At 62.4% G+C, this 25,167-nt stretch carries 18 protein-coding genes; 16 read left to right on the top strand and 2 right to left on the bottom strand.

What is annotated here, in order from left to right; all coding sequences use genetic code 11:
* Positions 1 to 25: 25 nt before the first annotated feature.
* Entirely contained in the window at positions 26 to 1,504 is a 1,479-nt protein-coding gene (gene alkA / locus FO014_RS16665) for a DNA-3-methyladenine glycosylase 2 (RefSeq protein WP_160030331.1), read from the bottom strand.
* Between the two features lie 170 nt (positions 1,505 to 1,674).
* Here alkA and yegD point away from each other — a divergent pair, with 170 nt between their 5' ends.
* Positions 1,675 to 3,027 carry a molecular chaperone gene (gene yegD / locus FO014_RS16660; protein WP_160030330.1) on the top strand — a complete coding sequence of 451 codons (1,353 nt, stop codon included), beginning with the start codon at positions 1,675 to 1,677 and terminating at the stop codon, positions 3,025 to 3,027.
* A 64-nt stretch (positions 3,028 to 3,091) separates the two neighbouring features.
* Complete coding sequence (locus tag FO014_RS16655) at positions 3,092 to 3,652, top strand: GNAT family N-acetyltransferase (protein ID WP_160030329.1); 561 nt, start codon at positions 3,092 to 3,094, stop codon at positions 3,650 to 3,652.
* Positions 3,653 to 3,662: 10 nt separating this feature from the next.
* Here FO014_RS16655 and FO014_RS16650 read toward each other — a convergent pair whose 3' ends face one another.
* Positions 3,663 to 4,619 (bottom strand): aldo/keto reductase, encoded by a 957-nt coding sequence (locus tag FO014_RS16650; protein WP_160030328.1) that lies wholly within the window; start codon positions 4,617 to 4,619, stop codon positions 3,663 to 3,665.
* Positions 4,620 to 4,843: 224 nt separating this feature from the next.
* Between FO014_RS16650 and FO014_RS16645 the strand changes: the two genes are divergently transcribed.
* The 14 genes from FO014_RS16645 to fbaB all read left to right on the top strand — a co-directional run bounded on the left by FO014_RS16645 (position 4,844) and on the right by fbaB (position 25,112).
* Complete coding sequence (locus FO014_RS16645; protein ID WP_160030327.1) at positions 4,844 to 6,085, top strand: MdtA/MuxA family multidrug efflux RND transporter periplasmic adaptor subunit; 1,242 nt, start codon at positions 4,844 to 4,846, stop codon at positions 6,083 to 6,085.
* The gene (locus FO014_RS16640; protein ID WP_160030326.1) at positions 6,085 to 9,204 is read left to right on the top strand and encodes an MdtB/MuxB family multidrug efflux RND transporter permease subunit; all 3,120 of its coding nucleotides are present in this window, start codon (positions 6,085 to 6,087) and stop codon (positions 9,202 to 9,204) included. Before FO014_RS16645 ends, FO014_RS16640 begins: the two co-directional genes overlap by 1 nt.
* Positions 9,201 to 12,281, top strand: a complete 3,081-nt coding sequence (gene mdtC, locus FO014_RS16635) for a multidrug efflux RND transporter permease subunit MdtC (RefSeq protein ID WP_160030325.1) — start codon at positions 9,201 to 9,203, stop codon at positions 12,279 to 12,281. Before FO014_RS16640 ends, mdtC begins: the two co-directional genes overlap by 4 nt.
* A gap of 52 nt (positions 12,282 to 12,333) precedes the next feature.
* Positions 12,334 to 13,725, top strand: a complete 1,392-nt coding sequence (gene baeS / locus FO014_RS16630; protein WP_160030324.1) for an envelope stress sensor histidine kinase BaeS — start codon at positions 12,334 to 12,336, stop codon at positions 13,723 to 13,725.
* Positions 13,725 to 14,444, top strand: a complete 720-nt coding sequence (baeR, locus tag FO014_RS16625; RefSeq protein ID WP_105232127.1) for an envelope stress response regulator BaeR — start codon at positions 13,725 to 13,727, stop codon at positions 14,442 to 14,444. The genes baeS and baeR overlap by 1 nt, the downstream gene beginning before the upstream one ends.
* 168 nt (positions 14,445 to 14,612) lie before the next feature.
* Positions 14,613 to 14,957 carry a YegP family protein gene (locus FO014_RS16620; protein WP_105232128.1) on the top strand — a complete coding sequence of 115 codons (345 nt, stop codon included), beginning with the start codon at positions 14,613 to 14,615 and terminating at the stop codon, positions 14,955 to 14,957.
* Between the two features lie 169 nt (positions 14,958 to 15,126).
* The gene (gene trhP / locus FO014_RS16615) at positions 15,127 to 16,482 is read left to right on the top strand and encodes a prephenate-dependent tRNA uridine(34) hydroxylase TrhP (protein ID WP_160030323.1); all 1,356 of its coding nucleotides are present in this window, start codon (positions 15,127 to 15,129) and stop codon (positions 16,480 to 16,482) included.
* 522 nt (positions 16,483 to 17,004) lie between these two features.
* Positions 17,005 to 17,904 carry a lipid kinase YegS gene (gene yegS, locus FO014_RS16610; protein ID WP_160030322.1) on the top strand — a complete coding sequence of 300 codons (900 nt, stop codon included), beginning with the start codon at positions 17,005 to 17,007 and terminating at the stop codon, positions 17,902 to 17,904.
* Between the two features lie 180 nt (positions 17,905 to 18,084).
* The gene (gene manD, locus FO014_RS16605; protein ID WP_105232131.1) at positions 18,085 to 19,299 is read left to right on the top strand and encodes a D-mannonate dehydratase ManD; all 1,215 of its coding nucleotides are present in this window, start codon (positions 18,085 to 18,087) and stop codon (positions 19,297 to 19,299) included.
* A gap of 14 nt (positions 19,300 to 19,313) precedes the next feature.
* A complete protein-coding gene (locus tag FO014_RS16600; protein ID WP_160030321.1) occupies positions 19,314 to 20,330 on the top strand; it encodes a Zn-dependent oxidoreductase in 1,017 nt (338 codons plus the stop codon).
* 68 nt (positions 20,331 to 20,398) lie between these two features.
* Positions 20,399 to 21,688 (top strand): MFS transporter, encoded by a 1,290-nt coding sequence (locus FO014_RS16595; RefSeq protein ID WP_105232132.1) that lies wholly within the window; start codon positions 20,399 to 20,401, stop codon positions 21,686 to 21,688.
* 69 nt (positions 21,689 to 21,757) lie between these two features.
* Positions 21,758 to 23,089 carry an MFS transporter gene (locus FO014_RS16590; RefSeq protein WP_160030320.1) on the top strand — a complete coding sequence of 444 codons (1,332 nt, stop codon included), beginning with the start codon at positions 21,758 to 21,760 and terminating at the stop codon, positions 23,087 to 23,089.
* Between the two features lie 96 nt (positions 23,090 to 23,185).
* A complete protein-coding gene (locus FO014_RS16585) occupies positions 23,186 to 23,872 on the top strand; it encodes a GntR family transcriptional regulator (RefSeq protein ID WP_160030319.1) in 687 nt (228 codons plus the stop codon).
* Between the two features lie 190 nt (positions 23,873 to 24,062).
* Complete coding sequence (fbaB, locus tag FO014_RS16580; protein ID WP_160030318.1) at positions 24,063 to 25,112, top strand: class I fructose-bisphosphate aldolase; 1,050 nt, start codon at positions 24,063 to 24,065, stop codon at positions 25,110 to 25,112.
* Positions 25,113 to 25,167 lie beyond the last annotated feature (55 nt).

Here is a 25,167-nt window from a genome sequence, read left to right as displayed (position 1 = left end):
GGCTGGCCTGCGCCGGCCCGTATTTCTATCGCTCAGGCTGCCAGCCGTCGTGATGCCACAGATGCAAAGTGGCGTAAGAGCGCCACGGCCGCCAGCGTTCGGCATAGCGCTCAATCTGGCGCGGCGTCATGCCGGGAAAGCGCTGTTTAATCAGGTAATCGCCGCTCAGAAATACGTCCGGCCATGACCAGGCGCGCATCGCAATATAGCTCGCCGTCCAGTCGCCGATGCCCGGCAGCGCGGTCAGCGCCTTGATGCCCTGCTCAATATCCAGCACATTATCCAGCGCCAGCCGTCCTGCTTCCAGCGCGCGCGCCAACGCGATCAGCGCCGCGCCGCGCTTGAGCTGAATACCGAGCGGCCTCAGCATCTCCGGCTGCAGCGCGGCAATCTGCCCGGCCTGCGGAAACTCATGGGTGATACCGGCGTGCGGCTGCGCCAGCGGTGTTCCCCAACGCTCCGCCATTCGCCCGGCGAACACTGCGGCCATCTTCACGCTGACCAGTTGCCCCAGCACCGCGCGCGTCGCCTGTTCGAAGCTGTTGACACAGCCGGGCAGGCGCAGACCGGGGTCGGTCACCAGCGGCCCCAGCGCGGCGGCGATGACGTCCGGCGCCGCATCCAGATCGAACAGCTGGCGCACGCGCCGCAGCACGTCGGTCGTCACCCGGCTCAGCGAAGGCGCAATCTCCACCCGCACCCGATCGCGCGCCGTTTCCGGCTGCACGCTGACCCAGCCCTGATACGTCTCGCCGCCGAGCGTCACCGCGATGGAGCGGTAATAACGCCCGTCCTGCACGCTCTCTACGCCGCTGACCGCACGCGCCTGTAAAAAATTCAGCATGCGCGGCCAGTCGTACGGCGGGCGATAGCCCAGATGAAACACCAGCCCGCTGGCGGCGGCGCGCGCCTGCCGGCCGCTGCTTTCACGCAGCGCCGACGGGCTCAGCCGGTAGCGCTGTTTAAACAGTTCATTAAAGCGCCGCAGGCTGCCAAATCCCGCGGCGAACGCCACCTCGCTGAGCGGCATATCGGTATCCGCCAGCAGGCGCTTGGCCTGCAGCAGCCGGTGCGACTGCGCATAATCGATGGGCGAAGCGCCGAACTGTTCGGCGAAGATACGCCGCAGATGGCGGTCGGAAATCCCCAGCCGCGCCGCCAGCGCCTCACAGCCGTGTTCGGACAGGTAGCCCTGTTCAATCAGCTGCACCGCCACCTGCGCATAGCGGTTGCCCAGGTCAATCAGCGCCAGGCCCGGCGCCAGTTCCGGCCGGCACTTCAGGCAGGGGCGAAAGCCCGCCTGTTCGGCGGCGGCGGCGCTGGGGTAGAAGCTGCAGTTCTCGCTTTTCGGCGTGCGGGCGCTGCACACCGGCCGGCAGTAGATGCCGGTCGACGACACGCCGACAAAGAAACGGCCGTCAAATTTGCGATCCCGCGCGCGCAGCGCGGCATATAACGCCTGGTGTTCACTCATGGCAACGCTCGGTGTCGGTTTTTTCATCATTATGGCGCTCAGACTGCGGGCTGACGTGCGGAATTCGGACATCAAGATAGGCTTAGTTAAGCATCTCCTTAACGCCGCCGCTAAAATTTTCGCCGTCCGGCACGCGCTGCATTGCCCAGACGCCCGCTCTCGGGTAAAGTCGCCCCCCTTCATTGGCATGGGGATAGAAAATGTTTATAGGATTCGACTACGGAACGGCCAACTGTTCCGTTGCGGTGATGCGGGAAAACGGCCCGGAGCTGCTGGCGTTGGAAAACAATGAACCGTATCTGCCGTCGATGCTGTGCGCGCCGAGCCGCGAAGCGGTCAGCGAATGTCTGCACCGCCACTGGCAGGTGCCGACCGGCAGCGAGGAAAACCAGCAGCTGCTGCGGCGCGCCGTCAGCTACAACCGCGAAGAGGATATTCCGGTCAACGCCGACAGCCTGCACTTTGGTCTGCAGGCGCTGGCGAACTATGTTGAAGACCCGGAAGAGGTGTACTTCGTCCGCTCGCCGAAATCATTCCTCGGCGCCAACGGGCTGAAGTCGCAGCAAATCGCGCTGTTTGAAGACCTGGTCTGCGCGATGATGTTCCATATCAAGCGCCAGGCGGAAGGCGTGCTGCAACAGCAGATCGAGCAGACGGTGATCGGCCGGCCGATCAACTTCCAGGGCACCGGCGGCGAAGAGGCCAACAGCCAGGCGCAGGGCATTCTGCTGCGCGCCGCCCAGCGCGCCGGATTTAAGCAGATCGAATTCCAGTTTGAGCCGGTGGCCGCCGGGCTGGATTTCGAAGCCACGCTGCAGGAAGAGAAAACTGTGCTGGTGGTCGATATCGGCGGCGGCACCACCGACTGCTCGGTGCTTTTGATGGGGCCGCAGTGGCGCGACAGCGCCGATCGCCAACAGAGCCTGATCGGCCACAGCGGCTGCCGCGTCGGCGGCAACGACCTCGATATCATGCTGGCGTTCAAGCAACTGATGCCGCTGTTCGGCATGGGCGGTGAAACCGCAAAAGGCATCGCCCTGCCGGCGCTGCCGTACTGGAACGCGGTCGCCACCAACGACGTGCCGGCGCAGAATGAATTTTACAGCAGCGCCAATGCCAGACTGCTGAACGACCTGATTCGCGACGCGGCGGAGCCGGAAAAAGTACGGCGCCTGCTGCAGGTGTATCGGCAACGTCTGAGCTACCGGCTGGTGCGCGCGGCGGAAGAGAGTAAAATCGCCCTCTCCGGCGAGGAAACCACCCGCGTACCGCTGGCGTTTGTCCAGCCGGAGCTGGCTGAACGCATCAGTCAGGGACAGCTGGCGGATGCCATTTCCCAGCCGCTGCAGCGCATCCAGGAGCAGGTCACCGCCGCGCTGGCCACCAGCCAGACGCAGCCGGACGTGATCTACCTGACCGGCGGCAGCGCCCGCTCGCCGCTGCTGCGCGCGGCGCTGCAACAGCAGCTGCCCGGCATTCCGATCGTCGGCGGCAATGACTTCGGCTCGGTCACCGCCGGGCTGGCGCGCTGGGCGCAGACGCTGTTCCGTTAACCCCGCCACGGGGCATCGGGCGCGACGCCAAGGTCGCGCCCCGTTACAGAACGAGGTGGACACCATGCCTATCGCTACGCTGAATACCGGACGTTTACGCCTGCGCGCCTGGCAAGACAGCGATCTGGCCGCTTTCGCCGCGCTGAACGCCGATCCGCAGGTGATGCGTTACTTCCCCGCCCCGCTGTCCGCCGCCGCCAGCGAAACGCAGGCCGCCGCGATCCGCCAGTTTATGCAGCAGCACGGTTGGGGATTATGGGCCGTCGAACTGCCGGGCCATGTTCCCTTTATCGGTTTTGTCGGCCTGGCCCAGGTCGGCGACGATCTGCCGCTGGCTCCCTGCGTGGAGATCGGCTGGCGGCTGGCCGCCGCCCACTGGGGCCACGGCTACGCCAGCGAGGCCGCACGGGCAGCGCTGAACCATGCGTTTTCACAGCTGCAACTGCCGGAGGTGGTGTCGTTTACCGCCGCCGTCAACCATCCCTCACGCCGGGTGATGGAACGCATCGGCATGCGCTGCGCTGACGAGTATTTTGAGCATCCGCGCCTGCCGCCGGGCCACCGCCTGCGCCGCCATGTGGTGTACCGGCTGAACCGGCAGCAGTGGCGGGAGCAGGCTGACTGACGCCCAAGCCTTATTCCGCGCTGGCCTGATCCAGCTGGCGGATATCCTCCGCGTTCAGCGACAGCCGCGTAGCGCCGACCAACTCGTCCAACTGGGCCAGCGAGGTGGCGCTGGCAATCGGCGAGGTAATGCTCGGCCGCGCCATCAGCCAGGCCAGCGAGACCTGAGCCGGCGTCATCGCATGTCGCTGCGCCACGCTATCCAGCGCCTCCAGAATGCGCAGACCGCGCGCGTTCAAATAGCGCGCCACGATGGTGTCGCCACGCTGACTCTTGCCGATATCGTCGGCGCTGCGGTACTTGCCGGTAAGAAAACCGCTGGCCAGCGCCCAGAAATTGATCACCCCCAGCCCGTGCCTGACGGCAACCCCTTCCAGCGCCTGTTCATAGCCTTGCCGGGCATAGAGGTTATATTCCGGCTGCAGGGTTTCATAGCGCGCCAGCCCGTGCTGCTCGCTGACCCGCAGCGCCTCTTCCAGCCGATCGGCCTGATAGTTGGATGCGCCGATCGCCCGTACCTTGCCCTCTTTGATCAACGCGTCAAAGGTCGTCAGGGTTTCCGCCAGCGGGGTGTCGCGGTCGTCGTCATGAGATTGGTATAAATCGATATAGTCCGTCTGCAGACGGCGCAGCGAATTCTCCACCGCCTGGCGGATATAGCCGGCCGACAGCTGCGGTTTGCCGGCTGCATCGTTCATTTTCCCCACTTTGGTGGCGATAATCACCCGATCGCGCTTGCCGCTCTGTTTCAGCCATTCGCCGATCACCGTTTCCGACTCGCCGCCCTGATTGCCCGGCGCCCAGTAGGAATACACATCGGCGGTATCGATAAAATTCAGTTGGTTGTCCACCAGCGCGTCCAGCAGGCTGAAAGACGTCGCCCGATCCGCCGTCCAGCCGAACACATTGCCGCCAAACGTCAGTTTCGGCACCCTGATCCCGCTACGTCCCAATTCACGCTTGCTCATCTCATCCTCTATCAGCCAAATGGTTTGAGTAATTATTATTAGCCTGAAATATAATCAAACGCCAAAAACGCGACGCTTATCGGTAAACCCTCTTTCTCTTCATGGAAAACTGACGATTCCTCCATTTTTCCTCCATTTTTATCCCGGTAACGGCCGGTAAACTAGTATCCTATAAGAAGTTGGCCTTTCGGCTTGTTGCCCGCCTTTGGAGTATTTTCATCGTCATGAATGCAAAACCTCAACGCCGCCCCTTGATCCTGCGCCTTGTCGTTCTCGCGCTGTTGGTTATCGCCGCCGTGTTGATTTGGCGACATTTTTTCGCCGCCGCACCCGTCGAACCGCTGCCGTCCGCCCGCCAGGCGGCGGGCAAACAGGCGAATAATGGCGGACGGCGCAAGATGCCGATGTCGCCGGTACAGGCGGCAACCGCCATGCAGCAGACCGTGCCGCGCTATCTGTCCGGTCTGGGCACCGCCAGCGCGGCGAATACCGTCACCGTCACCAGCCGGGTCGACGGGCAGCTGATGGCCATTCACTTTACCGAAGGGCAACAGGTCAAGGCCGGCGATCTGCTGGCGGAGATTGACCCGCGTCCGTTCCAGGTGCAGCTGACGCAGGCCGAAGGCCAGCTGGCGAAGGACCAGGCGACGCTGGCCAACGCCAGACAGGATTTGGCGCGCTATCAGCAACTGGTGAAAACCAATCTGATCTCTCGCCAGGATCTGGACGCGCAGCGGGCGCTGGTGCGCCAGACCGAAGGAGCGATCAAGGCCGATCGGGGCGCGGTAGACAGCGCCAAACTGCAAATCACCTACAGCCGCATCACCGCGCCGATTGACGGCCGCGTCGGGCTGAAGCAGGTCGACGTCGGCAACTACATCACCAGCGGCAGCAGCACGCCGCTGGTGATGATCACCCAGACCCGGCCGATCGACGTGGTGTTTACCCTGCCGGAAGGCAATATCGCCGATCTGCTTAAGGCGCAGAAGGCCGGTGCGGTGGCGGTCGAAGCCTGGGACCGCACCAACTCACAGCGGCTGGCGACCGGCAGCCTGCTGAGCCTGGATAACCAGATCGATACCGCCACCGGCACCATCAAGCTCAAAGCGCGCTTTAGCAATCAGGACGATGAGCTGTTCCCCAACCAGTTTGTCAACGCGCGCCTGAAAGTGGATACCCTGCACAACGCGGTAGTGATCCCGACGGCGGCGCTGCAGATGGATAACGAGGGCAACTTCGTCTGGACGCTGGGGGATGACAATACCGTCAGTAAACACCGCGTCACCACCGGCGTGCAGGACAGCCAACAGGTGGTGATCAGCGCCGGCCTGAGCGCCGGTGACCGGGTGGTCACCGACGGCATCGACCGTCTGACCGATGGCATTCAGGTCGAGGTGCTGACGCCGCAGGAGACGCCGGCAGCAGCCACGCCGCGCCGCCAGCCGCAAGTGCAGGGGAAATCCTGATGCAGCCGACGCCGCATAAGGCTAACGGCGGGCCGTCCCGCCTGTTTATCCTGCGTCCGGTCGCCACCACACTGCTGATGGTGGCCATCCTGCTGGCGGGCATTATCGGCTACCGCGCGCTGCCGGTGTCCGCCCTGCCGGAAGTGGATTACCCCACCATTCAGGTAGTGACGCTGTACCCCGGCGCCAGCCCTGACGTGGTGACCTCGGCTATCACCGCGCCGCTGGAACGGCAGTTCGGCCAGATGTCCGGGCTGAAACAGATGTCGTCGCAAAGCTCCGGCGGCGCGTCGGTGGTGACGCTGCAGTTCCAGCTCGAACTGCCGCTGGACGTCGCCGAGCAGGAAGTGCAGGCGGCCATCAACTCGGCCACCAACCTGCTGCCGAACGATCTGCCCTACCCGCCGATTTACAGCAAGGTCAACCCGGCCGACCCGCCGATTATGACGCTGGCGGTCACCTCCAGCGCCATGCCGATGACGCAGGTGGAAGATATGGTGGAAACCCGCGTCGCACAGAAAATCTCGCAGGTCACCGGCGTCGGACTGGTGACGCTGTCCGGCGGGCAGCGCCCGGCGGTGCGCGTCAGGCTGAACGCCGCGGCGGTGGCGGCCTACGGGCTGGACAGCGAAACGGTGCGCAGCGCCATCAGCAACGCCAACGTCAACTCCGCCAAGGGCAGCCTGGACGGCCCCACCCGCTCGGTAACGCTGTCGGCCAACGACCAGATGAAGTCCGCCGACGATTACCGCCAGCTGATTGTCGCCTACAAAGACGGTGCGGCGATCCGTCTGCGGGATATCGCCACCGTCGAACAGGGCGCCGAGAACACCAAACTGGCGGCCTGGGCCAATAAAGATCAGGCGATCGTGCTGAATATTCAGCGCCAGCCGGGGGTTAACGTCATCACCACCGCCGACAGCATCCGCGAGATGCTGCCGACGCTGGTGAAAAGCCTGCCGAAATCGGTGGATGTGAAAGTGCTGACCGACCGCACCACCACCATCCGCGCCTCGGTCAGCGACGTGCAGTCCGAGCTGTTGCTGGCGATCGCCCTGGTGGTGATGGTGATTTACGTCTTCCTGCGCAACGTGCCGGCCACCATTATTCCCAGCGTGGCGGTGCCGCTGTCGCTGGTCGGCACCTTCGCCGCCATGTATTTCCTCGGCTTTTCCGTCAACAACCTGACGCTGATGGCGCTGACCATCGCCACCGGTTTTGTGGTCGATGACGCTATCGTGGTGATCGAGAATATCTCGCGCTATATCGAAAAGGGCGAAAAGCCGCTGGACGCCGCGCTGAAAGGCGCCGGCGAGATCGGCTTTACCATTATCTCCCTCACCTTCTCGCTGGTGGCGGTGCTGATTCCGCTGCTGTTTATGGGCGATATCGTCGGTCGCCTGTTCCGCGAGTTCGCCGTCACGCTGGCGGTGGCGATTCTGATCTCCGCCGTGGTGTCGCTGACGCTGACGCCGATGATGTGCGTGCGCATGCTGAGCCACGAATCGCTGCGTAAACAGAACCGCTTTTCCGCCGCCAGCGAACGCTTTTTCGAGCGGGTGATCGCCCGCTACGGCGTGTGGCTGAAAAGCGTGCTTAATCACCCGTGGCTGACGCTGGGCGTGGCGTTCGCCACGCTGGCGCTGACGGTGCTGCTGTACCTGCTGATCCCGAAAGGCTTCTTCCCGGTACAGGACAACGGCATTATTCAGGGCACGCTGGAAGCGCCGCAGAGCGTCTCCTTCAGCAATATGGCCGAGCGTCAGCAGCAGGTCGCCGCGCAAATACTGAAAGATCCGGCGGTCGAAAGCCTGACCTCCTTCGTCGGCATCGACGGCAGCAACGCCACGCTCAACAGCGGCCGGCTGCAGATCAACCTGAAGCCGCTCAGCGAACGCAGCGAACGTATTCCGGCGATCATCAGCCGTCTGCAGCAGCAAACGGCCAACATTCCCGGGGTGAAGCTCTATCTGCAGCCGGTGCAGGATCTGACCATCGATACCCAGGTGAGCCGCACCCAGTATCAGGTCACGCTGCAGGCGATGTCGCTGGATGAGCTGAGCCTGTGGGTGCCGCAGTTGATGAGTGAACTGAAGCAGGCGCCGCAGCTGGCCGACGTCACCAGCGACTGGCTCGACCGCGGACTGGTGGCCTACGTCAACGTCGACCGCGACTCGGCCACGCGCCTCGGCGTCAGCATGAGCGATGTCGATAACGCGCTGTATAACGCCTTCGGCCAGCGGCTGATCTCCACCATCTATACCCAGGCCAACCAATACCGCGTCGTGCTGGAGCATGACGTCAGCCAGACCCCCGGCCTGGCAGCGCTGGATGATATCCGCCTCGCAGGCAGCGACGGCGCCATGGTGCCGCTGCGCAGCATCGCCAAGGTTGAAGAACGCTTCGGCCCGCTGTCGATCAACCATCTCGATCAGTTCCCGTCGGCGACGGTGTCGTTCAACGTTAACGACGGCTACTCGCTCGGCGAGGCGGTGGACGCGATTACCCAGGCGGAGGAACGCCTCAACCTGCCGAAGGATATCAGCACCCGCTTCCAGGGCGCGACGCTGGCGTTCCAGGCGGCGCTCGGCAGCACGCTGTGGCTGATTCTGGCGGCGGTCGTGGCGATGTATATCGTGCTCGGCGTGCTGTATGAAAGCTTTATCCACCCGGTGACCATTCTGTCGACGCTGCCGACAGCCGGCGTCGGCGCGCTGCTGGCGCTGATGATGGCGGGCAACGATCTGGACGTGATCGCCATCATCGGCATCATCTTGCTGATCGGCATCGTGAAGAAAAACGCCATCATGATGATCGACTTTGCGCTGGCGGCGGAGCGCGAACAGGGCATGACGCCGTACGACGCCATTTATCAGGCCTGTCTGCTGCGCTTTCGGCCGATCCTGATGACCACGCTGGCGGCGCTGCTCGGCGCGCTGCCGTTGATGCTCAGCACCGGCGTCGGCGCGGAGCTGCGCCAGCCGCTGGGGGTCTGTATGGTGGGCGGCCTGATCATGAGCCAGATCCTGACGCTGTTCACCACGCCGGTGATTTATCTGCTGTTTGACAAACTGGCGCGCAACACCCGCCGCCGGCCGGACGCGCAGGAGCTGCCGTGAGATTCTTTGCGCTATTTATCCACCGCCCGGTAGCCACCACGCTGCTGACGCTGGCGATCGCCATTGCCGGCGTGATGGGCTTTCGCCTGCTGCCGGTATCACCGCTGCCGCAGGTGGATTTCCCGGTGATCGTGGTCAGCGCCTCGCTGCCCGGCGCCTCGCCGGAAACCATGGCCTCGTCGGTGGCAACGCCGCTGGAGCGCGCGCTGGGACGCATCGCCGGGGTCAATGAAATGACCTCGATGAGCTCACTCGGCAGCAGCCGCGTGATTTTGCAGTTCGATCTGGATCGCGATATCAACGGCGCGGCGCGCGACGTGCAGGCGGCGATTAACGCGGCGCAGAGCCTGCTGCCCAGCGGCATGCCGAGCCGCCCCAGCTACCGCAAGGTCAACCCGTCCGACGCGCCGATCATGATCCTGACGCTGACCTCCGACACCTACAGTCAGGGGCAGCTGTATGATTTCGCCTCCACCCAGCTGGCGCAGCGCATCGCCCAGACCGAAGGGGTCGGCGACGTATCGGTGGGCGGCAGCTCGCTGCCGGCGGTGCGGGTGGAGCTCAACCCCGGCGCGCTGTTTAATCAGGGCGTATCGCTCGACAGCGTGCGCCAGGCCATCAGCAGCGCCAACGTGCGCAAACCGCAGGGCGCGCTGGAAAATCTGCAGCAGCGCTGGCAGCTGCAGACCAACGATGAGCTGAAAACCGCCGCCGACTATCAGCCGCTGATCATTCATTACAACAACGGTTCGGCGGTGCGCCTCGGCGACGTAGCCGAGGTGAAAGATTCGGTGCAGAACGTGCGCAACGCCGGCATGACCAACGCCAAACCGGCGATCATTATGACCGTCAGCCGCGCGCCGGACGCCAATATTATCGCCACTATCGACCGCATCCGCGCCGAGCTGCCGGACCTGCAGGAGAATATCCCGGCGTCAATCCAGTTGAATATCGCGCAGGATCGCTCGCCGACCATCCGCGCCTCGCTGGCGGAGGTGGAGCAGTCGCTGGCGATCGCCATCGCGCTGGTGATTCTGGTGGTATTTATCTTCCTGCGCTCCGGCCGCGCCACGCTGATCCCGGCGGTGGCGGTGCCGGTGTCGCTGATCGGCACCTTCGCCGCCATGTACCTGTGCGGTTTCAGCCTGAACAACCTGTCGCTGATGGCGCTGACCATCGCCACCGGCTTTGTGGTGGATGACGCCATCGTGGTGCTGGAGAATATCTCGCGCCACGTTGAAGCCGGCGTCAAACCGATCAACGCCGCGCTGCAGGGGGTGCGCGAGGTCGGCTTTACCGTGCTGTCGATGAGCGTCTCGCTGGTGGCGGTGTTTATTCCGCTGCTGCTGATGGAGGGGCTGCCCGGCAGGCTGTTCCGCGAGTTCGCCGTCACGCTGTCGGTCTCCATCGGCCTGTCGCTGATTATCTCGCTGACGCTGACGCCGATGATGTGCGCCTATCTGCTGCGCCATCAGCCGGCGCGCGCCCAGCGCCGCACCCGCGGTTTCGGCCGGCTGCTTAACGCGCTGCAGCAGGGCTACGGCCGCTCGCTCAACTGGGTGCTGGGCCATGCGCGCTGGGTGCTGGCGCTGTTTCTCGCCACCATCGCCCTCAACGTCTGGCTGTACGTCAGCATCCCGAAGACCTTCTTCCCGGAGCAGGACACCGGCCGGCTGATGGGCTTTATTCAGGCGGACCAGAGCATCTCCTTCCAGGCAATGCGCAGTAAGCTGGAAGACTTTATGAAAATCGTGCGGGAAGACCCGGACGTGGATAACGTCACCGGCTTTACCGGCGGGTCGCGCACCAACTCCGGTTCAATGTTTATCTCGCTGAAGCCGCTGTCTGAACGCAGCAGCAGCGCCCAGCAGGTGATCGCCCGCCTGCGCGGCAAACTGGCGAAAGAGCCGGGTGCCAACCTGTTCCTGATGGCGGTGCAGGATATCCGCGCCGGCGGCCGTCAGGCCAACGCCAGCTACCAGTACACGCTGCTGGCGGACGACCTCGGCGCGCTGCGCGAATGGGAGCCGAAGATCCGCGACGCGCTGGCGAAACTGCCGGCGCTGACGGACGTTAACTCCGATCAGCAGGACAAAGGCTCCGAGCTGGATCTGGTCTACGACCGCGAAACCATGGCGCGCCTCGGCATTTCCGTCAGCGACGCCAATAACCTGCTGAATAACGCCTTCGGCCAGCGCCAGATCTCAACCATCTATCAGCCGCTCAATCAGTACAAGGTAGTGATGGAAGTGGCGCCGCCGTATACCCAGGACGTCAGCGCACTGGAAAAGATGTTCGTCATCAATAACGAAGGGAAAGCTATTCCGCTCTCCTACTTCGCCAGCTGGCGGCCGGCCAACGCGCCGCTGTCGGTGAACCATCAGGGGCTGACGGCGGCGTCGACCATTTCGTTCAACCTGCCGGACGGCGGCAGCCTGTCCGACGCTACCGCAGCCATCGAGCGCACCATGACCGCGCTCAGCGTGCCGCCGACGGTGCGCGGCGCCTTTGCCGGCACCGCGCAGGTGTATCAGGAGACGCTGCGCTCGCAGCTGTTCCTGATTCTGGCGGCGATCGCCACGGTGTATATCGTGCTCGGCGTGCTGTATGAAAGCTATATTCACCCGCTGACCATTCTCTCCACCCTGCCCTCCGCCGGGGTCGGCGCGCTGCTGGCGCTGGAGCTGTTCGGCGCGGCCTTTAGCCTGATTGCGCTGATCGGTATCATGCTGCTGATCGGCATCGTGAAAAAGAACGCCATCATGATGGTCGACTTTGCGCTCGACGCGCAGCGCCGCGGCGGCATCAGCGCGCGCGAGGCGATTTTCCAGGCCAGCCTGCTGCGCTTTCGGCCGATCATGATGACCACGCTGGCGGCGCTGTTCGGCGCGCTGCCGCTGGTGCTGACCAGCGGCGACGGCGCAGAGCTGCGTCAGCCGCTGGGGATCACCATCGCCGGCGGGCTGTTGATGAGCCAGTTGCTGACGCTGTACACCACGCCGGTGGTCTATCTCTATTTCGACCGTCTGCAGACGCGCCTGCGGCGCGGTAAAAAGCTGCAGCCGCTGCCGGAGTAGCGCACCGCCGCAAACCCAGAGCAACGCACCAGACAAACGCAATGAGGACTGAATGAAAATAGGCATTACCGGCAAGCTGTTTTTGGCCATCTTCGCCACCTGTATGCTGGTGCTGCTCACCATGCACTGGGGCGTGCGCCTCAGCTTCGAACGCGGTTTTATCGACTACATCAAGCACAGCAACGAGCAGCGCATCGCCATGCTGAGCGATGCGCTGGAAGATCAGTACAGCCGCCACGGCAACTGGGCGTTTCTGCGCAACAACGATCGGGTGGTGTATCAGATTATGCGTTCATTTGAGCAGAGCAGCGACAGCAGCCATAACCTGCCGCCGAAGGGCTGGCGTACGCAGTTCTGGGTGGTCGACAGCCGGTTCCGGCGTCTGGTGGGCCACTCCGGCCCGCTCCCCAAAGAGGGCACCCGGCAACCGATCCGCTATAACAACCAGATCGTCGGCTGGGTGATCGCCACGCCACCGGAACGGCTGACGCGTAACGCCGACATCAACTTCGACCGCCAGCAAAAACGCACCAGTTGGCTGATTGCCGCACTGTCGGCGCTGCTGGCCGCCGCCGCCACCCTGCTGATGTCTCGCGGCCTGCTGGCGCCGGTCAAACGCCTGGTGGCCGGCACCCACCGGCTGGCGGCCGGCGATTTCAGCGCCCGCGTCGCGGTCAGCAGCCAGGATGAGCTGGGACGTCTGGCGCAGGACTTTAACCAGCTCGCCACCTCGCTGGAAAAAAACGAACGCATGCGCCGGGCATTTATGGCCGACGTCTCCCATGAGCTGCGCACCCCGCTGGCGGTGCTGCGCGGCGAACTGGAGGCGCTGCAGGACGGCGTGCGCCAGCCGACGCCGGATTCAATCGGCTCGCTGCAGGCAGAAGTCGCCACGCTGACCAAGCTGGTGGATGATTTGCACCAGCTGTCGCTGTCCGACCTCGGCGCGCTGGCCTACCGCAAATCGCCGGTAGACTGCGTCCATCTGCTGCAGGTGTCGGTCGCCGCCTTCCGCGAGCGCTTCCACGCCAAGGGGCTGGACATCGTCACCCGCCTGCCGGAGCGCGCGCCGCTGTTCGGCGACCCGGATCGTCTCCACCAGCTGTTTAACAATCTGCTGGAAAACAGCCTGCGCTATACCGACGCCGGCGGCACGCTGGAGATCGGCGCCGAGGTGAAGCCCGGCGGCCTGCTGCTGTACTGGCAGGACAGCGCTCCCGGCGTGCATGACGACCAATTGCCGCGCATCCTGGAGCGCTTTTACCGTACCGAAGGTTCGCGCAACCGCGCCAGCGGCGGCTCCGGGCTTGGGCTGTCAATCTGCCAGAATATCGCCGAAGCCCACGGCGGGCGTATTTACGCGCAGCACTCGCCTTTGGGCGGGGTGCGCATTGCGCTAGAATTCCCCTATCCCAGCTCCCCAGTGAAGAACAAGGCATCCTGATGGAAACGCTCAATCAACCGTTACAGATCATGATCGTGGAAGATGAACCCAAACTGGGCCAGCTGCTGGTGGATTATCTGCAGGCCGCCGGCTACGCCACCCGCTGGCTGACCAACGGCAGCGACGTGGTGCCGGCGGTGCAGCAACAGCCGCCGGCGCTGATTCTGCTGGATTTGATGCTGCCGGGCAGCGACGGCCTGACGGTCTGCCGCGAACTGCGACGTTTCAGCGATATTCCCATCATGATGGTGACGGCGAAAATTGAAGAGATCGATCGTCTGCTGGGGCTGGAAATCGGCGCGGACGACTATATCTGTAAGCCGTACAGCCCGCGGGAAGTGGTGGCGCGGGTCAAAACCATTCTGCGGCGCTGTTACCGCCCCGGCGATGCGCAGGGACAGGAAGATGCGCTGCTGCATATCGACGAACCGCGCTTTCAGGCCAGCTATCAGGGCCAGATACTGGATCTGACGCCGGCGGAGTTCCGCCTGCTGAAAACCCTGGCCAGCCAGCCGGGCAATGTGTTCTCGCGCGAGCAGCTGCTGAACAATCTCTACGATGATTACCGGGTGGTGACCGACCGCACCATCGACAGCCACATTAAAAATCTGCGCCGCAAGCTGGAGCTGCTCGACGGCGACAAGGCGTTTATCCGCTCCGTCTACGGCGTCGGCTACCGCTGGGAAGCCGAACCCTGCCGTCTGGTCAACGGTCTGTGATCCCCGCTGCGGCAGGCTTTTGTCGCCGCACTGCGCCTTTTACGCGATTTCAACGCTCCGAAATTCAAGGCATTGGCTACACTTAGTAGCAGCATATTTCAGCGGCGCGCTTGCAACCGCTGAAAGACGGCGGCTCATCGTATGTCTGAACCTACAGGAGAAGGACCCATGGCAAACGGCCACTATGAACTAAAAAAATCCGGCAGCAACGGACAGTTTCACTTCACGTTAAAAGCCAGCAACGGCGAGATCATTCTTTCCAGCGAAATGTATACCAGCAAGGCGTCGGCGGAAAACGGCATCGCCTCGGTGCAGACCAACTCCCCGCACGAAGCGCAGTATGAAAGCAAAGTCAGCAGCAGCGGCAAGCCCTACTTTGTGCTGAAGGCCAAAAACCATCAGGTAATCGGCACCAGCCAGATGTACAGCTCAGACAGCGCCGCGAAAAACGGCATCCAGTCGGTGATCAAAAATGGCCCGACCACCGATGTGCGCGACCTCAGCGCCGGCTAATTTCCCCCGCGCAGCGTCCGCGCTGCGCGTCTCACTATGATATAAATCAATTCCCACTAAGAAACTCCGGTTACTTGCTGATTTCCGCGCGCGCTGCCGCTACAATTCCTCGCTTTCGCCGCGCCATCAGGTGGCGCGACGCTGACTTGAAATCAGACTGAGAATCACTATGTTTACACCGGAACTCCTCTCCCCGGCCGGCACGCTGAAGAACATGCGTTACGCCTTCGCCTACGGCGCCGATGCGGTTTACGCCGGCCAGCCGCGCTACAGCCTGCGGGTACGCAACAACGAATTCAATCACGAGAACCTGGCGCAGGGCATCAACGAAGCCCACGCGCTGGGCAAAAAATTCTATGTGGTGGTCAATATCGCGCCGCACAACGCCAAGCTGAAGACCTTTCTGCGCGACCTGAAGCCGGTGGTGGATATGGGGCCGGACGCGCTGATCATGTCCGACCCAGGCCTGATTATGCTGGTGCGCGAAGCCTTCCCGCAGATGGCGATCCACCTGTCGGTGCAGGCCAATGCGGTGAACTGGGCCACGGTGAAGTTCTGGCATCAGATGGGGCTGACGCGCGTCATCTTGTCCCGTGAACTGTCGCTGGAGGAGATCGCTGAGATCCGCAGCCAGGTGCCGGAGATGGAGCTGGAAATCTTCGTACACGGCGCCCTGTGCATGGCCTACTCCGGCCGCTGCCTGCTGTCCGGCTATATCAACAAACGCGATCCGAATCAGGGCACCTGCACCAACGCCTGCCGCTGGCAGTACAAGGCCGAGGAAGGCAAAGAAGACGACGCCGGCAACATCGTGCACCTGCATGAACCGATCGCGGTGCAAACCGTTGAGCCGACGCTCGGCATCGGCGCGCCGACCGATAAGGTCTTTATGCTGTCCGAAGCGCAGAAGCCGGGCGAATATATGAGCGCGTTCGAAGACGAACACGGCACCTACATCATGAACTCCAAGGATCTGCGCGCCATTCAGCACGTGGAGCGCCTGACGCAGCTCGGCGTGCATTCACTGAAAATCGAAGGCCGTACCAAGTCCTTCTACTACTGCGCCCGCACCGCGCAGGTCTACCGCCGCGCCATCGATGATGCCGCCGCCGGCAAACCGTTCGACGCCAGCCTGCTCACCACGCTGGAAGGCCTGGCGCACCGCGGCTATACCGAAGGTTTCCTGCGCCGCCACACCCACGACGCGCATCAGAACTACGACTACGGCTCTTCCGTTTCCGAGCGGCAGCAGTTCGTCGGCGAGTTCACCGGCGTACGCCGTGACGGCTGGGCCGAGGTGGATGTAAAAAACAAATTCTCCTGCGGCGACAGCGTGGAGCTGATGACGCCGGGCGGCAACATCCAGTTTACGCTGGACAGCATGCGCAATAAAAAAGATGAGGCGATAACGGTGGCGCCGGGCAACGGCCATCTGGTGTATTTGCCGATCCCGCAGGACGTCGACCTCAGCTACGCCCTGCTGATTCGTAATTTACCGCAGGCCAACGGCGCGGCGGAAAAATAACACGCGCCGCACACGAGATTTGAATGGTAATCTCCCCTCAATTTACGGGAAAAATCCTAAATATGAGGGGAGTTCACAGAAATAAAACATAGAGAAGTGCAAATATTAGAATTGGATCACACCAATCTGCGGGAAAAGTCGTTACTATCAGACCGCTAAAATAAAGAACGAGAATATTTGCATAGCAATACTAGGAACCACCTCCTTGGCCAGCCCAATCTCCCTTGGGCTGGCTTTTTCTTTTTCACTCCCCGACACCGGTTAATACCGTTCCCCATTAATTCATCTTATATATTTACAGGAAATTCCTCGTCCAATATAAATATATATAACAGCGATTTTAATTAATATATTCCCAACACTTTTCACTACAACAAAAAAACAATATCCCAGCGACGCACGATAAAGCCGGAAAATGCGTTTCACTATGCGATATCCTTAACTGAATATTCTTATGGCTTCCACATTGCCAGTGGTCTATCGTTGATAACCAACGGATTTTAGCAAGGCAGGACAACAGACATGGGTCAACACGCGCCAACATTACTTATCATTAACGGTAAAGGCGCCGGCGATGAGCTGGTGCGCGCTGCGGTGCAAAAGCTGCGGGCGGCCGGCGACATTCTGCACGTGCGCGTTACCTGGGAGGGCGGCGATGCCGCCCGCTACGTAGAAGAAGCGCAGCAGCTCGGCGTCGGCACGCTGATCGCCGGCGGCGGCGACGGCACCATCAACGAAGTGGCCGCCGCGCTGGCGCTGATACCGGCCGAGCAGCGCCCGGTGCTGGGCATCCTGCCGCTCGGCACCGCCAACGACTTTGCCACCGCCTGTAATATTCCGCTGGTGCCGGAACAGGCGCTGAATCTGGCGATTAAAGGCCGTGCGGTGCCGATCGACCTGGCCTGCGTCAACGGTGAACGCTACTTTATCAATATGGCCACCGGCGGCTTCGGCACGCGTATCACCACCGAAACGCCGGAAAGGCTCAAGGCGGCGCTGGGCGGCGTCTCCTACTTTATTCACGGCCTGCTGCGCATGGAGAGCCTGAAGGCCGACCGCTGTGAAATCCGCGGGCCGGATTTCGCCTGGCGCGGCGAAGCGCTGGTGATCGGCATCGGTAACGGCAAGCAGGCCGGCGGCGGCCAGCAGCTGTGCCCGGATGCGCTGATCAACGACGGCCTGCTGCAGCTGCGGTTGCTGATCGCCGGCGAACTGCTTCCGGCCCTGGTCGCCAGCCTGTTTAATGAAGACGACAACAAGAATATCGTCAGCGCCGCGCTGCCCTGGCTGGAGATCGACGCGCCGCACGAGATGACGTTTAACCTCGACGGCGAACCGCTGAAGGGCAAACATTTCCGCATTGAGGTGCTGCCGAACGCCATTTTGTGCCGCCTGCCGCCTAACTGCCAACTGCTCGGTTAACTCCCCCGCCTCACCGTCTGAAGGGCGATTTACGTCGCCCTCTTTCCCTTTTCCCCGTCCGTCTTAACACGGTCGAAATGTGATCGCCGCCCGCAAAATGCGCAAATCATACTTGTATGGTAGTTGGGTCATGACATATGTTCGCCCATCATACAGCCTGAACAACGGAAAGCGCACGCGATGAAAATTATCAATGCAGAAGTGTTTGTCACCTGCCCCGGCAGGAATTTCGTCACCCTGAAAATCACCACCGACGAAGGGATTACCGGGCTGGGTGACGCCACGCTCAACGGCCGCGAACTGTCGGTCGCCTCCTACCTGCGCGACCACCTGTGTCCGCAGCTGATCGGCCGCGATGCGCACCGGATCGAAGATATCTGGCAGTTCTTTTACAAGGGCGCCTACTGGCGACGCGGCCCGGTGACCATGTCCGCCATTTCCGCCATTGATATGGCGCTGTGGGATATCAAGGCCAAGGCGGCCAATATGCCGCTGTACCAGCTGCTTGGCGGCGCTTCGCGCAGCGGCGTGATGGTCTATTGCCACACCACCGGCCACAGCATCGACGAGGTACTGGACGATTACGCCCGCCACCAGGAAATGGGCTTTAAGGCGATCCGCGTGCAGTGCGGCGTGCCGGGGATGAAAACCACCTACGGCATGGCGAAAGGCAAAGGCCAGGCCTATGAGCCGGCGACCAAAGGCCACTGGCCGGAAGAGCAGCTGTGGTCGACGGAGAAATACCTCGACTTCACCCCGAAGCTGTTTGAGGCGGTGCGCGACAGGTTCGGTTTCGACCAGCATCTGCTGCACGATATGCACCACCGGCTGACGCCTATCGAGGCCGCCCGCTTCGGTAAAAGCGTCGAACCTTACCGCCTGTTCTGGATGGAAGACCCGACGCCGGCGGAAAACCAGGCCTGTTTCCGCCTGATCCGCCAGCACACCGTCACGCCGATCGCCGTCGGCGAAGTGTTCAACAGCATCTGGGACTGCAAGCAACTGATCGAAGAGCAGCTGATCGACTATATCCGCACCACGCTCACCCACGCCGGCGGCATCACCGGTATGCGGCGCATCGCCGATTTCGCCTCGCTGTATCAGGTGCGCACCGGCTCGCACGGCCCTTCCGATCTGTCGCCGGTCTGCATGGCGGCAGCGCTGCACTTCGACCTGTGGGTGCCGAACTTCGGTGTGCAGGAGTATATGGGCTATTCGGAACAGATGCTGGAGGTGTTCCCCCACAGTTGGACCTTCGATAACGGCTATATGCATCCGGGTGACAAGCCGGGCATTGGCATCGAGTTCGACGAAAAGCTGGCGGCCAAATACCCCTACGACCCGGCCTATCTGCCGGTCGCGCGCCTGGAAGACGGCACCCTGTGGAACTGGTAACGGAGAATATCAGCATGAAAAGCGTAGTGATTGAACAGCCGGGCCAGCTGACGATAGCCCAACGCCCGCTGCCGGAACCCACCGCCGACGAAGTGCGGGTCAAGGTCAAACTCGCCGGCATCTGTGGTTCCGACGTGCATATCTACCACGGCCATAACCCGTTCGCCCGCTATCCGCGGGTGATCGGCCACGAGTTCTGCGGCGTGATTGACGCCGTCGGCGCAAACGTCGACGCCGCCCGGCTCGGCGAGCGCGTGGCCGTCGACCCGGTGGTCAGCTGCGGCCACTGCTACCCCTGCTCGGTCGGCCGACCGAACGTCTGCCACCAGCTGCAGGTGATCGGCGTCCACCGCGACGGCGGCTTCAGCGATTTTAGCTGCGTGCCGGCCGCCAACGCCTACCGCATCCCCGATGCGCTCAGCGATCGGCAGGCGGCAATGGTGGAGCCGTTCACCATCGCCGCCAATATCACCGCCCACCTGCAGCCGACCGCACGCGACGTGGCGCTGATCTACGGCGCGGGGCCGATGGGGCTGACGGCGATCCAGGTGCTGAAAGGCGTGTACGGCGTACGGCAGGTGATCGTCGCCGACCGTATCGCCGCGCGGCTGGAAATGGCGTTCGCCAACGGCGCCGATGAGGTGGTCAATAACCAGCAGACGTCGCTGCCGGAAGCGCTGGCGCAGCGCGATATCCGCCCGACGCTGATTATCGACGCCGCCTGCCACCCCGATATTCTGCCGCAGGCCATTCAGCTGGCATCGCCGGCGGCGCGCATCGGCATCATGGGCTTTTCCGCCGAGCCGTGCGTGATCAACCAACAGAGCATCACCAGTAAGGAGCTGTCGATTTTCTCCTCACGCCTCAACAGCGCCCGCTTCCCTCAGGTGATTGACTGGATGGCCGAGGGACTGATCGCACCGGAACGGCTGATTACCCACAGCGTGGCGGCGGACGACGTTGAAGCGGCGCTGCATCTGTTTGAACACGATCGCCAGACCTGCTGCAAGGTACTGCTGCAGTTCGGCTGATAATGCCTGACACACCGAAATGGACAACAACGCACACGATTAAAACGACACCAAGTGGAGTGTTTGCCATGGTTAAGAACTTACGCTGGACCCTCGTATTCCTGCTGTTCCTGGTCTACATGATCAACTATCTCGATCGGGTGGCGCTGTCGATCACCGTGCCGATGATCGAACAGGATCTGCTGCTCAACGCCGAACAGTTCGGCATCATCTTCGGCAGCTTCTTCTTCGGCTACGCGATCTTCAACTTTATCGGCGGCCTGGCGGTGGACCGGTTCGGTCCGACGCTGGTGATGGGGCTGGCGGTGGGGCTGTGGTCGATCTTCTGCGGCATGACCGCGCTCGCCAGCGGCTTTTACTCCATGCTGATCCTGCGCGTGCTGTTCGGCATGGCGGAAGGCCCGATCTGCGCCTCCGCCAACAAAATGATCAACGGCTGGTTCCCGAAGAAACAGGCGGCCACCGCCATGGGGCTGCTCAGCGCCGGCTCGCCGCTTGGCGGCGCAGTGGCGGGGCCGATCGTCGGCTATCTGGCGCTGGCGTTCGGCTGGCGACCGGCCTTTATGATTATCTGTTCGGTCGGCATCGTCTGGATGCTGGTCTGGTTCTTTATCGCGGCGGACAACCCGGAGAAAAGCAAGCGCGTCAGCGAGGAAGAGCGGGCGCTGGTCAATGCGCAGAAGGCCGAAGGCCACCACCCGGAAGAGGCGCTCAGCGGCAGCGCGCACGGGCTGGGCTACTACCTGAAACAGCCGATCATTCTGGCGACCGCCTTCGCCTTCTTCTGTTACAACTACATCCTGTTCTTCTTCCTCAGCTGGTTCCCCGCCTATCTGGTACAGGCGCACAACCTGAACATCAAAGAGATGAGCCTGACGACGGTGATCCCGTGGATCGTCGGTTTTGTCGGCCTGGCGCTCGGCGGCTATATTTCCGATAAGATTTTCAACATCACCGGCAAACTGCTGCTGTCGCGCAAGATTGTGTTGGTGGTCAGCCTGCTGGCCGCCGCCGCGTGCGTAGCGCTGGCGGGCACCGTCAGCAGCGTGATGCCGGCGGTGCTGCTGATGTCGGTATCCATCTTCTTCCTGTATATCACCGGCGCGATCTACTGGGCGATTATTCAGGACGTGGTGCATAAATCCCGCGTCGGCGGCGCCAGCGGCTTTATTCACCTGGTCGGCAGCGTATCCGGTATTGTCGGCCCGGTGGTTACCGGCTACATCGTGCAGCATACCGGCAAGTTCGACAGCGCCTTTATCCTGGCCGGCGGCATCGCCGCGCTCGGCGCGCTGCTGGTGCTGCTGGTTGTGCGTGCGCCGCGTCCGCTGGCGCAGCCGCAAACCTTAAAACCCTAAACAGAACGGCGCGGGCGGCAACGCCCGCAACGCCGTCAGCCCACTGACCCTACCCTTCCGGAGCACCTGATGACCACCACCACGCACGACGCCGACGCCGGCGACCATCAGCCGCTGTTAAAGCGCGTCGCCAGCGCCTCCGCCATCGGCACGGCGGCGGAATACTACGACTTTTTCGCCTACGGCACCGCGGCGGTGCTGTTTTTCGGCCAGCTGTTCTTCCCCAGCGCCGATCCGCTGGTCGGCACGCTGGCGGCCTTCGCCACCTACGCGGTCGGCTTTCTGGCGCGCCCGCTGGGCGGCATTGTCTTCGGCCATATCGGCGATAAAGTCGGCCGCAAAAAGGCGCTGGTGATCACCATTCTGATCGTCGGCCTCGGCACCTTCTGCATCGGCCTGCTGCCCACCTACGACAAGATCGGCATCTGGGCGCCGATCGCCCTGATCCTGATCCGCGTGCTGCAGGGCTTCGGCGTCGGCGGCGAACAGGCCGGCGCGGTACTGATGACCGCCGAATACGCGCCTCCCCGCCGGCGTGGTTTCTACGCCAGCTGGGTGCAGATCGGCGCGCCGGCCGGCTTTTTACTGCCCTCCGCCCTGTTCGCCCTGCTGACCGCCCTGCTGTCGCCGGCGCAGATGCTCGAATGGGGCTGGCGCATTCCGTTCCTGCTCAGCCTGCTGCTGGTGATCGTCGGGCTGTTTATCCGCCTGAAGATCGACGAGTCGCCGGTGTTTGCCCAGATCCGCGCCACCAAGGCGGTGGAAAGCCGGCCGGTGGTGGAAGTGGCGCGCGCCTATCCGGGCCTGATCGGCAAAGGCGTGTGCGCCAAACTGATCGAAGCCTGCGCGTTCGCCATGTTCACGGTGATCGTGCTGGCCTACGGCAAGGCCAACCAGCTGAGCGAAAGCATTCTGCTGGAGACGATGATCGTGGCGGTGGTGCTGGAGATTTTCGCCATCCCGCTGATGGGGCACCTTTCCGACCGGCTGGGGCGCAAACCGGTCTACATCGCCGGCGCGCTGCTGCAGGTGGTCTGCATCGTACCGTTCTTTATGCTGCTGAACGCTGATAACTTCTGGCTGACCCAGCTGGCGATGATCGTGGTGCTGACCCTTGGCCACAGCATGTGTTACGCCCCGCAGGCGTCGTACTTCCCGGAACTGTTCCCGACCCGCGTGCGCTGCAGCGGCATCGCGCTGATCTGGCAGATCGGCTCGCTGGTCGGCAGCGGTATTCTCGGCCTGCTGGCGGTGAAAATCCTGCAGATGACCGGCGGCCACTATTACGGTCTGGCGGGCTATATGATCGTGCTGGGGGTGATTTCCGCCGTCGGCCTGTGGCTGATGCCGGAAACCGCCCCGCAGCGGCGACAGCAGGAGTATCAGGACTGGCACCACTGATGGCCGCTCTTGGCGAGGGGATTTATCCCCCCGCCATTGAACAATAATCTGCTAGTATGGTGGCATTTGAATCATTGCCAGATAACCAATCGCGCCATGTCTGAAAATTATAGCCTTACCAACACATTACCGGTGAATCAGCAAATCTACCGCTTTTTACGGCAGGATATCGTCGACTGCACTATTGCGCCGGGGACCCTGCTGTCGGAAAAGGAGATTTCCAGCCGTTTCAGCGTGTCGCGCCAGCCGGTGCGTGAGGCCTTTATCAAACTGGCCGAGGCGGGGCTGGTGCAGATACTGCCGCAGCGCGGCACCTTCGTGATGAAAATTTCCGCCAAACGCGTCGCGGACGGCCGTTTTATCCGCCAGGCGGTGGAGTGCGCCATCGTCCGCCGGGCCGCCACCGGCATTACCCCGCCGCAGCTGGCGCTGCTGAAGCATAACCTGCAGCGTCAGGCGCTGGCGGCCAACGGCCAGCAAATACGGGAATTCCTGCTGCTGGACGATGAGTTCCACCGCCTGCTGACGCAGATCGCCAACTGTCCGCTGGCCTGGGAAACCATCGAAACCATCAAGGCCACCATGGACCGGGTGCGTTTTCTCAGCCTGAGTGAAGTCTCGCCGCCGGAAACGCTGATCCAACAGCACTACCGCATTTTCGACGCGCTGAAGGCGCACGACCCGGACGCCGCCGAGCGGGCCGTTCACGACCATCTGCAGGAGATGATTTACTCCATCACGCCGATCGCCCTGCAAAACAGCAGCTGGTTCGAGGTCGAATAACTCGGGGGCGCCCGCCCCCGCCGCTTTACACGACGTAAATGGCATTTCCCCGCAATCGCATCTATTGTTTCTCCCTGACGATGCAACTTCAGTAGTATCGTGCTTACGGCTTCAATCACCGCTTTTCGCGACGCCGGTGACCATCAGTATGACTTTCCGGCCTAGGGATTAGCTTTAACGGGAGTTCACCATGACTGATATTGCGCAGTTGTTAGGTAAGGAAGCGGAAGACCTGTTGCAACACCGCTGTACCACCATCCCCGCAGAGAATCTGTACCTGCCCGGCGACGATTTTGTCGATCGGGTGATGATCGATAATAACCGCCCCAACAGCGTGCTGCGCTCGATGCAGACCCTGTTCAACCACGGCCGGTTGGCCGGCACCGGCTATCTGTCCATTCTGCCGGTGGACCAGGGCATTGAGCACTCGGCCGGCGCCTCGTTCGCCGCCAACCCGCTCTATTTTGACCCGAAAAACATCGTCGAACTGGCGCTCGAAGCCGGCTGCAACTGCGTCGCCTCCACCTACGGCGTGCTGGCGGCGGTATCACGTCGCTATGCGCACAAAATCCCGTTCCTGGTCAAACTGAACCACAACGAAACCCTCAGCTACCCGACCCAGTACGACCAGACCCTGTACGCCAGCGTTGAGCAGGCGTTCGATATGGGCGCGGTGGCGGTCGGCGCCACCATCTATTTCGGTTCCGAGCAGTCGCGCCGCCAGATTGAAGAGATTTCCGCCGCCTTCGAGCGCGCGCACGAACTGGGCATGGTTACCGTGCTGTGGGCCTATCTGCGTAACCCGGCATTCAAGAAAGACGGCGTCGACTACCACTCCAGCGCCGATCTCACCGGCCAGGCCAACCATATCGCCGCCACCATCGGCGCCGATATCGTCAAACAGAAAATGGCGGAAAACAACGGCGGCTACCGCGCCGTGAACTTCGGCTACACCGACGACCGGGTATACGACAAACTGACCAGCGATCACCCGATCGATCTGGTGCGTTATCAGCTGGCCAACTGCTATATGGGACGCGCCGGCCTGATTAACTCCGGCGGCGCCGCCGGGGAAAACGATCTGCAGGAATCGGTGCGCACCGCAGTGATCAACAAACGCGCCGGCGGCATGGGGCTGATTCTGGGGCGTAAGGCCTTCAAAAAATCGATGAAGGACGGCGTGGCGCTGATTAACGCCGTGCAGGATACCTATCTCGACAGCAGCGTCACCATCGCCTGACGCCGCCGCAGAAGCCGGGCTTTTCACCCGGCTTCTCGTCCGCACGCCTTCCCGG

This window comes from Serratia rhizosphaerae, from assembly GCF_009817885.1.
GTDB classification, from domain to species: domain Bacteria; phylum Pseudomonadota; class Gammaproteobacteria; order Enterobacterales; family Enterobacteriaceae; genus Serratia_B; species Serratia_B rhizosphaerae.
Note: the sequence above shows the minus strand (reverse complement) of the source record. Positions and strands in the feature narration are given on the sequence as shown.

What these genes read in the sequence shown, in the direction of transcription:
- baeS (WP_160030324.1), top strand. Translation starts at nt 12,334, where the DNA reads ATGAAAATAGGCATTACCGGCAAGCTGTTTTTGGCCATCTTCGCCACC.
- FO014_RS16595 (WP_105232132.1), top strand. Translation starts at nt 20,399, where the DNA reads ATGGTTAAGAACTTACGCTGGACCCTCGTATTCCTGCTGTTCCTGGTC.
- alkA (WP_160030331.1), bottom strand. Translation starts at nt 1,504, where the DNA reads ATGATGAAAAAACCGACACCGAGCGTTGCCATGAGTGAACACCAGGCG.
- FO014_RS16650 (WP_160030328.1), bottom strand. Translation starts at nt 4,619, where the DNA reads ATGAGCAAGCGTGAATTGGGACGTAGCGGGATCAGGGTGCCGAAACTG.
- trhP (WP_160030323.1), top strand. Translation starts at nt 15,127, where the DNA reads ATGTTTACACCGGAACTCCTCTCCCCGGCCGGCACGCTGAAGAACATG.
- FO014_RS16585 (WP_160030319.1), top strand. Translation starts at nt 23,186, where the DNA reads ATGTCTGAAAATTATAGCCTTACCAACACATTACCGGTGAATCAGCAA.
- FO014_RS16620 (WP_105232128.1), top strand. Translation starts at nt 14,613, where the DNA reads ATGGCAAACGGCCACTATGAACTAAAAAAATCCGGCAGCAACGGACAG.
- yegD (WP_160030330.1), top strand. Translation starts at nt 1,675, where the DNA reads ATGTTTATAGGATTCGACTACGGAACGGCCAACTGTTCCGTTGCGGTG.
- fbaB (WP_160030318.1), top strand. Translation starts at nt 24,063, where the DNA reads ATGACTGATATTGCGCAGTTGTTAGGTAAGGAAGCGGAAGACCTGTTG.
- FO014_RS16645 (WP_160030327.1), top strand. Translation starts at nt 4,844, where the DNA reads ATGAATGCAAAACCTCAACGCCGCCCCTTGATCCTGCGCCTTGTCGTT.
- manD (WP_105232131.1), top strand. Translation starts at nt 18,085, where the DNA reads ATGAAAATTATCAATGCAGAAGTGTTTGTCACCTGCCCCGGCAGGAAT.
- FO014_RS16600 (WP_160030321.1), top strand. Translation starts at nt 19,314, where the DNA reads ATGAAAAGCGTAGTGATTGAACAGCCGGGCCAGCTGACGATAGCCCAA.
- baeR (WP_105232127.1), top strand. Translation starts at nt 13,725, where the DNA reads ATGGAAACGCTCAATCAACCGTTACAGATCATGATCGTGGAAGATGAA.
- FO014_RS16590 (WP_160030320.1), top strand. Translation starts at nt 21,758, where the DNA reads ATGACCACCACCACGCACGACGCCGACGCCGGCGACCATCAGCCGCTG.
- FO014_RS16655 (WP_160030329.1), top strand. Translation starts at nt 3,092, where the DNA reads ATGCCTATCGCTACGCTGAATACCGGACGTTTACGCCTGCGCGCCTGG.
- yegS (WP_160030322.1), top strand. Translation starts at nt 17,005, where the DNA reads ATGGGTCAACACGCGCCAACATTACTTATCATTAACGGTAAAGGCGCC.
- FO014_RS16640 (WP_160030326.1), top strand. Translation starts at nt 6,085, where the DNA reads ATGCAGCCGACGCCGCATAAGGCTAACGGCGGGCCGTCCCGCCTGTTT.